Below are 8535 nucleotides of genomic sequence, written 5' to 3'. Positions count from 1 at the left end.
CGGCCCCGCCCGCCGCCGCGGCGGACCGTGCCGCCGCGTCCGGGCAGCTCGGGCCGGTAGCCCGGCACGACATCGGCGCCGATCAGCGTGCGCGCCGCCGTGGTCGCCGCCCGGGGGAGCGCCGAGGGGAGGGCGCCGGCCACGTCCATCGCCGCCGATGCCCCGAGGGTCAGCAGGTCCCAGCGCCCGGCCGCCATGCCCCAGGCGGCGCGCGCGGGAGCCGATGCCTCCTCCGCCCGCAGGCGCCGCACCAGGTCACCAGTGTTGATCCCCACCGGGCAGGCGCTCTGGCACATGCCGTCGACCGCGCAGGTCTGCATGCCCTGATACCCGTAGGCCTCGCGGATCGCGGCCGCCGTCGCCGCGTCCCCGCGCTGCTCGGCGAGGGCCGCGTCCCGGCGCAGCACGATCCGCTGCCGGGGCGTGAGCGTCAGGTCGCGGCTGGGGCACACGGGCTCGCAGTACCCGCATTCGACGCAGCGATCCGCCTCCTCCTCGATGCCGACCACCGGCTTGAGATCCCGCATGTGCGCGGAGGGGTCCTCGGTGAGCACGACGCCGGGGTTCAGGATCCCCAGCGGGTCCACGAGCGCCTTCAGCTCCCGCATGACGCTGTGCAGCATCGGCCCGTACTGGCGTTCCACGTACGGGGCCATGGCGCGGCCCGTCCCGTGCTCCGCCTTGAGGTTCCCGCCGTGGCCCAGCACCAGGTCGACCATGTCCTCGGTGAAGGCGCCGAACCTCCCGGAGCCGCCGTCGAGGTGCTCGTTGACCAGGAAGTGGATGTTGCCGTCCTTGGCGTGCCCGAAGATCACCGACTCCTCGTAGCCGTGAGCCTCCAGCAGGCCCTGCAGCCCGCGGCAGGCCGCATCCAGCTCCGCCACGGGCACGACCACGTCCTCGAGCAGCGCCGTCGACCCCGCCGGGCGCGCGCCCGCGACCGCGGCGTACAGGCCCTTGCGCGTGGACCACAGGGCGGCGCGGCGGGAGGCGTCCTCGGTCATCGCGAAGGGCGCGGCGAGCTCGAGGGAGGTCGCGAGATCCTCCGCCGCCTGGACCGCGGCCGCGAGGGCACCGGGATCATCGGCGCGCTGCTCGACCAGCAGCGCCGCATGCTCGCCGATGTCGAGCCCCGCGATCTCGGCGGGCGCACCGGGCAGCGAGCGCGCGACCACGAGGGAGCGGGCATCCAGCAGCTCGATCGTCGCGAACCCGGCGGCGACCACCTCCGGCAGCGGCGCCGTCGCCGCGGTCAGCGAGGGCAGCACCAGCAGGCCCGTCGCGGTGAGCTCGGGGACCGGCACCGTGCGCAGCACGGCGGAGGAGACGAAGGCGAGCGTGCCCTCGGAGCCGATGATGAGATGCGCGAGCATGTCCGCGGGGGAGTCGAAGTCGAGCAGGGCGTTGATGCCGTAGCCCATCGTGTTCTTCAGCGCGAAGCGCTCCCGGATGATCCGCACCGCCTCGGGGTCCTCGCGCACCTGCCGCTGCAGGCGCAGCAGGCCCGCGAACAGATCGGGCTCGTCCGCGCGCAGCGCCGCATCGGCATCGGCCCGGGAGGTGTCCACGACCGTGCCGGAGGGCAGCACGAAGCGCAGCGACTCCAGGGTCCGGTACGTGTTCTCCTCGGTGCCGGCGGCCATGCCGGAGGAGTTGTTGGCGATCACCCCGCCCAGCGTGCACGCCGCCTCCGAGGCCGGGTCCGGGCCCAGACGGCGCCCATGCCGGGCCAGGTGCGCGTTGACCTGCCGCACCGTCGCCCCGGGACCGACGCGCACCCGCGCGCCCTCGTCCAGAACCTGCACGTCGCGGAAGCCGCCCCGGACATCGGCCAGCACCGAGGCGGACTGCGCCTGCCCCGACAGGCTCGTGCCGCCGGAGCGGAAGGTCAGGGGCCGATGCTCCGCCCGTGCCCGCGCGAGCAGCGCGATCACCTGTGCCTCGTCGGCCGGGACCGTGACGGCCTCCGGGATCAGCAGGTAGTGGGAGGCGTCATGGGCGAGGGCGTGCCGGGCGACGACGTCGGTGTCGAGCTCCGGGGCCTCGAGCGGAGCGGGCGCAGCGGAAGGGGCCATCGTCCCACCGTAGACCCGGCGGCCGTCGTTACACTTCCCCTATGTCTTCTGCGTCCACCACCGCCCTGGTCCGCCGCCCCTTCGAGGGGATCCCCGCCGAGCGCGATCTCGTGGCGATGCGCCAGCTGATCCCCGCCGCGACGATGACCGCCGCCACGACCGCGGAGCACGGCTCCGTGCCGGTCACGATCGCGACGATCCTGCCGATGGCCTGGCCCGCGATCCGCCGCTCGGACGGCTCCGTGATCATCGGCCTGCAGGCCACCGTCCCCGGCGGGGACCTGTCCCGCGCCTTCGGCCAGGCGATCGTGCAGGCGCTCGCCGTGGAGCCGGGCACGCCCGTCCCGACCCTCGAGCTCACCGCGGACTCCCCGCGGCTCCAGGACGTCCTCGACCTGACCGGCGACTTCCCGATCACGGTCCACGAGACATTCGACTTCTGGGTCGACCCGGGGGCCGAGCGCACCGAGGAGGTCGAGCACTCCCTCGAGCACGCCAACGAGTCGATCTCGCCGACGAAGCCGGTCGCGGGTCTCGAGCACGCCTACTGGGTCGACGCCGGCCCCAAGGAGCACGTGCGCTGGGTCCTGGATGCGGACGAGGACCGGGTCTACGACGCGGTCGCCCGCCTCCACGCCCGCCGCGAATCCGCGATCGCGGAGGACACCCGGTACGTCGGCTCCTTCCGCGCCGAGGGCATGACCGTCCCCGTGTGGGACCTGCCCTCCGGCTTCGGGGCGGAGGGCGCCGAGGCCGTCGCCGCCGAGTTCCGCGAGCGCTTCCTCGCCGCCCTCGAGTCGACCGAGCCGCTGACCGCCCTCGAGCGCCGGGCGCGCGGAGGCATCGTCGCCCGCCAGGTGACCCTGCGATGACCTCCGCGGGGCAGGACCTCGGCGAACGGCCGACGTCGGTCGCCGTGGTGATCCCCGCCAAGAACGAGGCGGCGCGGATCGAGGCGACGATCCGGGCCGCGCGCAGCATCGACCGCGTCGACCTGGTCGTGGTCGTCGACGACGGCTCGACCGATGCGACCTCCGCCGTCGCGATGGGGGCCGATGCCCTCGTCGTGCGGCACCGCAGCAACCAGGGCAAGGCGGCCGCGATGGCGACCGGAGCCCAGGTGGTCGCCCTGCGCGAGGACACCGCCCGCGCCGACGGTCGGGAGGCGACGGCCGAGGATGCGGCGGGGGAGGAGCCCCGCGTGCCCGGGCACACCGGGCCGTTGCCCGTGATCGGCGCGGATCTCACCCCGCGGGCCCTGCTGTTCCTGGATGCCGACATGGAGGAGAGCGCCGCGGCGGCCGCCCCCCTCGTCGACGCGGTCCTGGACGACGGCGTGGACATGGCGATCGCGCTGCTGCCCCCGCAGCCCGGCGCCGGCGGGATGGGCATCGTGGTGGGCACGTCCCGCAACGGGATCCGACGCGCCACCGGCTGGGAGCCGCAGCAGCCGCTGTCCGGCACCCGCTGCATCACCCGGCAGGCGTGGGAGGCCTGCCAGCCGCTCGCTGCCGGCTGGGGCGTGGAGACCTCGCTCAGCATCGATGCGCTCGCCGCCGGCTTCGACGTCGAGGAGATCCCCTGCGACCTGCATCATCGGGCGACGGGGAAGGATCTGCGCGGCCAGCTGCACCGGGCCGCTCAGCTGCGCGACGTGCTGCGCGCTCTCGCGAAGCGGCGGCACATCCTGCCGGCCGAGGACGGCGCCGCGCTCGAGATGAGCGGGAGCGAGGACGAGCACGCCTCGCCGCCCGTGGGCTCCGATGATCCTGATGACGAGCGAGAGCGGCCACGGGTCGCGGAGCCCGACGCGCAGGAGCAGGACGCCGATCGGCTCGTCGCCCTCCCCGTCGACGGGGAGTTCAGCCCGGAGCTCGCGCGGATGCTCGAGGACCACGACCCGGCGGTGCTCGACGCCCGGCTGCGCGCCCTGCCCGTCGCGGCCCCCTTCGCCCCCGACGATGTCGTGTTCCTCGCCGGGATCGACCTCGACGCGCTGCGCCGACGGCTCGAGGCGGCTCCGGTCGAGGAGCCCTTCACCCCGGACCAGACGGTGCTGATCGCTGCTCACCTCGCCCTGCCCACGCCGCGGATCCCTGCCGAGGCCGATCTGCCGCTCACCCCCGAGGACTATGCGCGGCTCGTCGCCGAGGCCAGCGCCGAGCCCACGGAGGACTGATGGCGCCCACCGGCCTGCACGCCGTACTCACTCCGTGGGGACGCCGTGCCCGGACCTCATGGCGCGCGGCGCGCGCACCCGGGTGCGTGCGCCGCTGATCGACCGCGCGTTCTGGGCTCCGCGCTTCCCTCGGCGCCGAGGGCGTGCTCTCCTCGGCGGGATCGCATGCTCACCCCTCCCGCACGCGCACCCAGCGGCGCGGGCCGGTGCGCACGAGCATGCCGTCGCGGATCTCGAGGGTCGCCTCCGGATCCCGGACCGGGACGCCGTCGACCTGCACGGCTCCCTGGAGGAGAAGACGCCGGCGGGCCGATCTGCTGAGCTCGGGCCGGATCCGGTCGAGCAGCTCGAGCGCGGTCAGCGTGCGGGGGTGCGGACCTGTTGCCAGGTCCAGGACCGCGTCCGGGATGTCCTCCGGCGTCCCACGCTGCGAGAAGACCGCGAGGAACTCCTCGCGCGCCCGGCGCGCGGCCTCGGCCCCGTCGTAGCGGGCGACGACGGCCTCCGCCAGGGCGAGCTTCGCGTCGCGGGCGCGGAGCCCTCCTGCCGCGGCATCGGCCTCGAGCTGGGCGACACGGGCGTCAGGGAGGTCCGTGTACGCGCTCGCCCACGTGCCCACCAGCGGATCCGCGAGCGACATGACCTTCCCGAGCTTCTCTCCGGGCGGGTCCTCGAGAGCGACGTAGTTGCGCAGCGACTTCGACTGCTTCGCGCCGCCGTCCAGGCCCGGCGTGATCACGGTGGTGATGATCGATTGCGGGCGCTGCCCGAGCCGCTGCTGGTAGTGGCGGCCCATCATCTCGTTGAACAGCTGGTCGGAGCCGACGATGGTGAGGTCGCTGCGCAGCGCGGCGGAGTCGTACCCCTGCAGCACCGGGTAGGTCAGCTCGTGCAGCGCGATCTCCCGTCCCTCGGCGATGCGTGCGCGGAACATGTCCCGGGCCATGAGCTGGGCATGCGTCGTCATGGCGAAGAGCGACAGCAGCTGAGGGACGGCCATCTCCCCGTACCACTCGGAGTTGCGCCGCACCTCGAGCAGCTCCGGCTCCGTGCGCAGCACGCGGGAGATCTGCGCGAGGAAGGCCTCCGCGTTGCGGGCGATCTCCTCCTCGCCGAGGACGGGCCGGGTCGCGCTGCGGCCCGTCGGATCGCCGACCTGCGTGGTCGTGTCCCCCAGCAGGAACACCACGGTGTGCCCGTTCTCCTGCAGGTGGCGCATGAGCCACAGGTTCACGGCATGCCCCAGATGGAGGTTCGGGGCGGTCAGGTCGACCCCGTACTTGATCCGTAGGTGCTCGCCCGCGTCCAGGCGCTCGCGCAGGGCCTCTTCGTCGACGATGCTCTCGATGGTGCGCAGCATCGGCCGCAGCACCTGGTCCGCAGGGGACGGCGCAGGGGACATGGCACGCTTCCTCTCAGGTCATGGAGGAATGGCGCGGCCAGAGCCCCCGTGGATGCACGAGAGGCGAGGACCTGGGTCCTCGCCTCGAGCTCTGGTCGTTCCGCGTGCGGGCGTCACGCACCGCCGGCTGCGACCAGAGCCGGGCGATACGCATACAGGCGCGCGAACATGGAGGGGAGCGTAGCACGGGCCGATAGGCTCGCCGCATGGATGAACCGCAGGATCTCCGGATCGTCGAGCTCGACAGCGATGCGGCACCGGCCCTCTGCGCCGCATCTCCCTCCTGGCGCGCGGCTGTTCCGAGCTGGGTGTCGGCGCGGGCCCGGGGCGCATCGCCGCGACTCCGGTGTCGAGCGGCCCTCGCCTACGGCGGCCTTCGCGGGCTCTCGCCCTGCCTCGGCGCCGCCGCCCTTTCGATGATCCGGCCGATATCCTCCTGCGCCGCCGCTGCGCGACCTCGATCCTCGGAGCCGTCCTCATCGCTCTCTCCGTCACCAGGGCGGCCCACGGATTCCTCGCCGGGATCCGGCTGAGCGGCGGGGACGCGGTCTTCTCCTGGAGCGTCCTCGTGCTCGGAATGGTCGGCGCCGGCGGGGCCGTATGGTCCAGCCGATCGTCGACCCCGACGATTCGACGCCGCCGCGATGCCGGCGGCCGCCTGCGGATCGTGGATCCTCGTTCCCTCATCGTGTCGATATGGGTACGGGAACCCACGATCGATGCTGAGGACCCTGCGGGCGCCGCCTCGGCGCAGGCTTCCGGGTCCTCGTCGGCCCCGCCGTCGTCCTGCCCCTCGTCACCCTCGGCGCGAGCCGCGCACCTGCTCCGTCGCCATCCCGGCCGTTGCATCGGGCAGCGCCGCGGGCAGCAGCACCAGCCACATGGCGAGCGCCCCGGCGACGAGGACGGCGCCGGTGTCGTTGACCAGGAAGCCGACCCAGGCGCCGACCACGACGGCCAGGCGCACGCTCCAGGCCACGGGGACCTGCGCGTCGAGAGCGGCGAGCCGCGCCAGACCCGCCCGCTGCGGCATGAGCACGAGGACGCTGAGCGCGATCGCCGCGAGCGTGAGCACCAGCAGACCCGGATAGCCGACCGTCATCGCCCAGTTCTCCGCGAGCTTGCGCCAGATCACCTGCAGCAGGTCTCCGGACAGGACGCTGTCCACGAAGCGGCCCAGGTGGGTGCGCTGCTCGGGCGGACGCGTCCAGTCGGCCAGCGCGACGGCGCCGACGAGCGCGGCGGCCAGCGCCCCGAGCCCCAGCACATGCCAGGGTCTCAGCCGGATCCCGGACACGAGCAGGGCCAGCAGTCCCAGCGCCGGGGTCAGCGCGAGCATCGAGCCGAAATCCGCCCCCATCGACGGCGCGACGCACACGGGGATCGCGGCGCCGCCCACCACGAGCACCCGCAGCACCCGGCCGGTGCCCGTGCGGGCGGCCGCGAGCAGCGCCAGCAGCAGGAGCGTCGCCGCCCCCAGGACCAGGCCGAACAGGTGATTGGAGATCCCGTAGTAGCGACCGCCGATCATCGCCTGCGCCCCGAGCGGCGAGCCCATCTGCAGCCGCGACCCGGTCGCGGACTCCAGCAGGATCCCGGCGAGCACGATCCCCGCGCTCGCCCCGACGAGGCCCAGCCGGCTGCGCCTCCACGGGCCCAGCAGGACCAGGGCAGCCAACGGCACGCAGCCCAGCCAGATCACGCCGATGAGCGCCAGGGTCGGATGCTCGGCCCGCCACCACGGCAGGGCGCCGGCGGCGAGCCCCACGGGTGCGGCCAGCGGCGTGCAGACCGCGAGGGCCCGGCCGATGGCGGCCAGGCGCGGGCGCCGGGCCAGCGGCGGCACCAGCAGGACGATCACGCCGAGCACCCCGATCCCCGCCCAGGACAGCAGCGCGGGCACCTCGGCGTCCCGCAGCCGGTCCGCGGCCATGGTCCGGTCCAGGGCCAGACGCTGCGGGTCATCGGCCTCGACCATCGCGATCGGCTGCCCGGGGACCGTCGCGGGTGCCTCGAGGCCGTGGCTGCGCAGGATCGTCGGTGCGATGTCGGTGAGGATCACGACCCCGTCCTGATGGGTCGAGCCGCTGGTCAGCGCCAGGGACGGCATGCCGGTGTCCATGACCGCCTGGAGCATGACGCGCCCGGGCACGTCCGCGGCGCCGGTCTCCACCTCCCGCGGCGCGGTGCCCGGCACGCCGCCGTCATCGGGGAAGTACCCCGCGGAGACGAGCAGGGTGCGGGGGAGGCCGGCGGCGCAGTCGCCGCCGGTCGTGCCCCCGCCTGCCGCGGCGAGGGCCTCGGCGGCGCGCGCGTCGAGCCGGGAGAGCGCCTGCTCGCGGTCGTCGGCTCCGGTCGCCGGGACCGCGCCCAGGTCGAGGACGACCAGCGAGTCCTCGCTCGTCGAGAGCTCGGCTCCGGCCCGGGCGATCGCCGCGTCGGCCTGTGCGTCGGTCCCGGAGGCGTCCAGGTCCACGACCCCGCCGGGCAGCTCGGCGAGCAGGTCCACCGGCGGGTTCGGCACCCCGGCCGAGGGCGGGGCGTCCGCGGCGAGGCCGCGCCAGCCCGTGCGCAGGCTCTCCTCGCCCTGGCGCAGCGTGGACCGCGGCGTCATGCTCGCGGCGTTCATCGCGCCGAGGCTCGCACCCTCGGCCAGGCACTGCAGCGCCGGGGTGCGGGAGGAATCGATGTCCTCCCAGGTCAGGCCCGCCGTGACGAGGACGAGCCGCACCGGGGGCAGCGGCTCATGCGATTCCGCGCGCGCCGCGCCGGGCAGGGCGAGCACGGCGGCCGCGCCCAGGGCGAGCAGCAGCGCGATCACGGGGGTGAGGACTCGGCGACGCACAGGCACAGCCCGATCGTACGAGGAGCGCCTGATC

General features: G+C 74.5%; 5 protein-coding genes. 2 read left to right on the top strand and 3 right to left on the bottom strand.

Annotated elements, in window-relative coordinates:
* On the bottom strand, positions 1-2075 hold a 2075-nt coding region (locus ACFFF6_RS18910), incomplete at its 3' end, for an FAD-binding and (Fe-S)-binding domain-containing protein (protein WP_376983068.1).
* Positions 2076-2116: 41 nt separating this feature from the next.
* On the opposite strand from ACFFF6_RS18910, the gene ACFFF6_RS18905 reads away from it, so the two are divergent.
* Together ACFFF6_RS18905 and ACFFF6_RS18900 are read left to right on the top strand one after the other, a co-directional pair.
* Positions 2117-2947 carry a DUF5926 family protein gene (locus ACFFF6_RS18905; RefSeq protein WP_376983067.1) on the top strand — a complete coding sequence of 277 codons (831 nt, stop codon included), beginning with the start codon at positions 2117-2119 and terminating at the stop codon, positions 2945-2947.
* Positions 2944-4254, top strand: a complete 1311-nt coding sequence (locus ACFFF6_RS18900; RefSeq protein ID WP_376983066.1) for a glycosyltransferase family 2 protein — start codon at positions 2944-2946, stop codon at positions 4252-4254. The genes ACFFF6_RS18905 and ACFFF6_RS18900 overlap by 4 nt, the downstream gene beginning before the upstream one ends.
* Before the next feature lie 169 nt (positions 4255-4423).
* On the opposite strand, the gene tyrS is transcribed toward ACFFF6_RS18900, so the two are convergent.
* Complete coding sequence (gene tyrS, locus ACFFF6_RS18895; RefSeq protein WP_376983065.1) at positions 4424-5656, bottom strand: tyrosine--tRNA ligase; 1233 nt, start codon at positions 5654-5656, stop codon at positions 4424-4426.
* Between the two features lie 796 nt (positions 5657-6452).
* The gene (locus tag ACFFF6_RS18890) at positions 6453-8507 is read right to left on the bottom strand and encodes a hypothetical protein (RefSeq protein WP_376983064.1); all 2055 of its coding nucleotides are present in this window, start codon (positions 8505-8507) and stop codon (positions 6453-6455) included.
* Between the last annotated feature and the right edge of the window lie 28 nt (positions 8508-8535).

The organism is Brachybacterium hainanense, assembly GCF_042434575.1.
GTDB lineage: Bacteria > Actinomycetota > Actinomycetes > Actinomycetales > Dermabacteraceae > Brachybacterium > Brachybacterium hainanense.
Note: the sequence above shows the minus strand (reverse complement) of the source record. Positions and strands in the feature narration are given on the sequence as shown.

What these genes read in the sequence shown, in the direction of transcription:
- ACFFF6_RS18905 (WP_376983067.1), top strand. Translation starts at nt 2,117, where the DNA reads ATGTCTTCTGCGTCCACCACCGCCCTGGTCCGCCGCCCCTTCGAGGGG.
- ACFFF6_RS18900 (WP_376983066.1), top strand. Translation starts at nt 2,944, where the DNA reads ATGACCTCCGCGGGGCAGGACCTCGGCGAACGGCCGACGTCGGTCGCC.
- tyrS (WP_376983065.1), bottom strand. Translation starts at nt 5,656, where the DNA reads ATGTCCCCTGCGCCGTCCCCTGCGGACCAGGTGCTGCGGCCGATGCTG.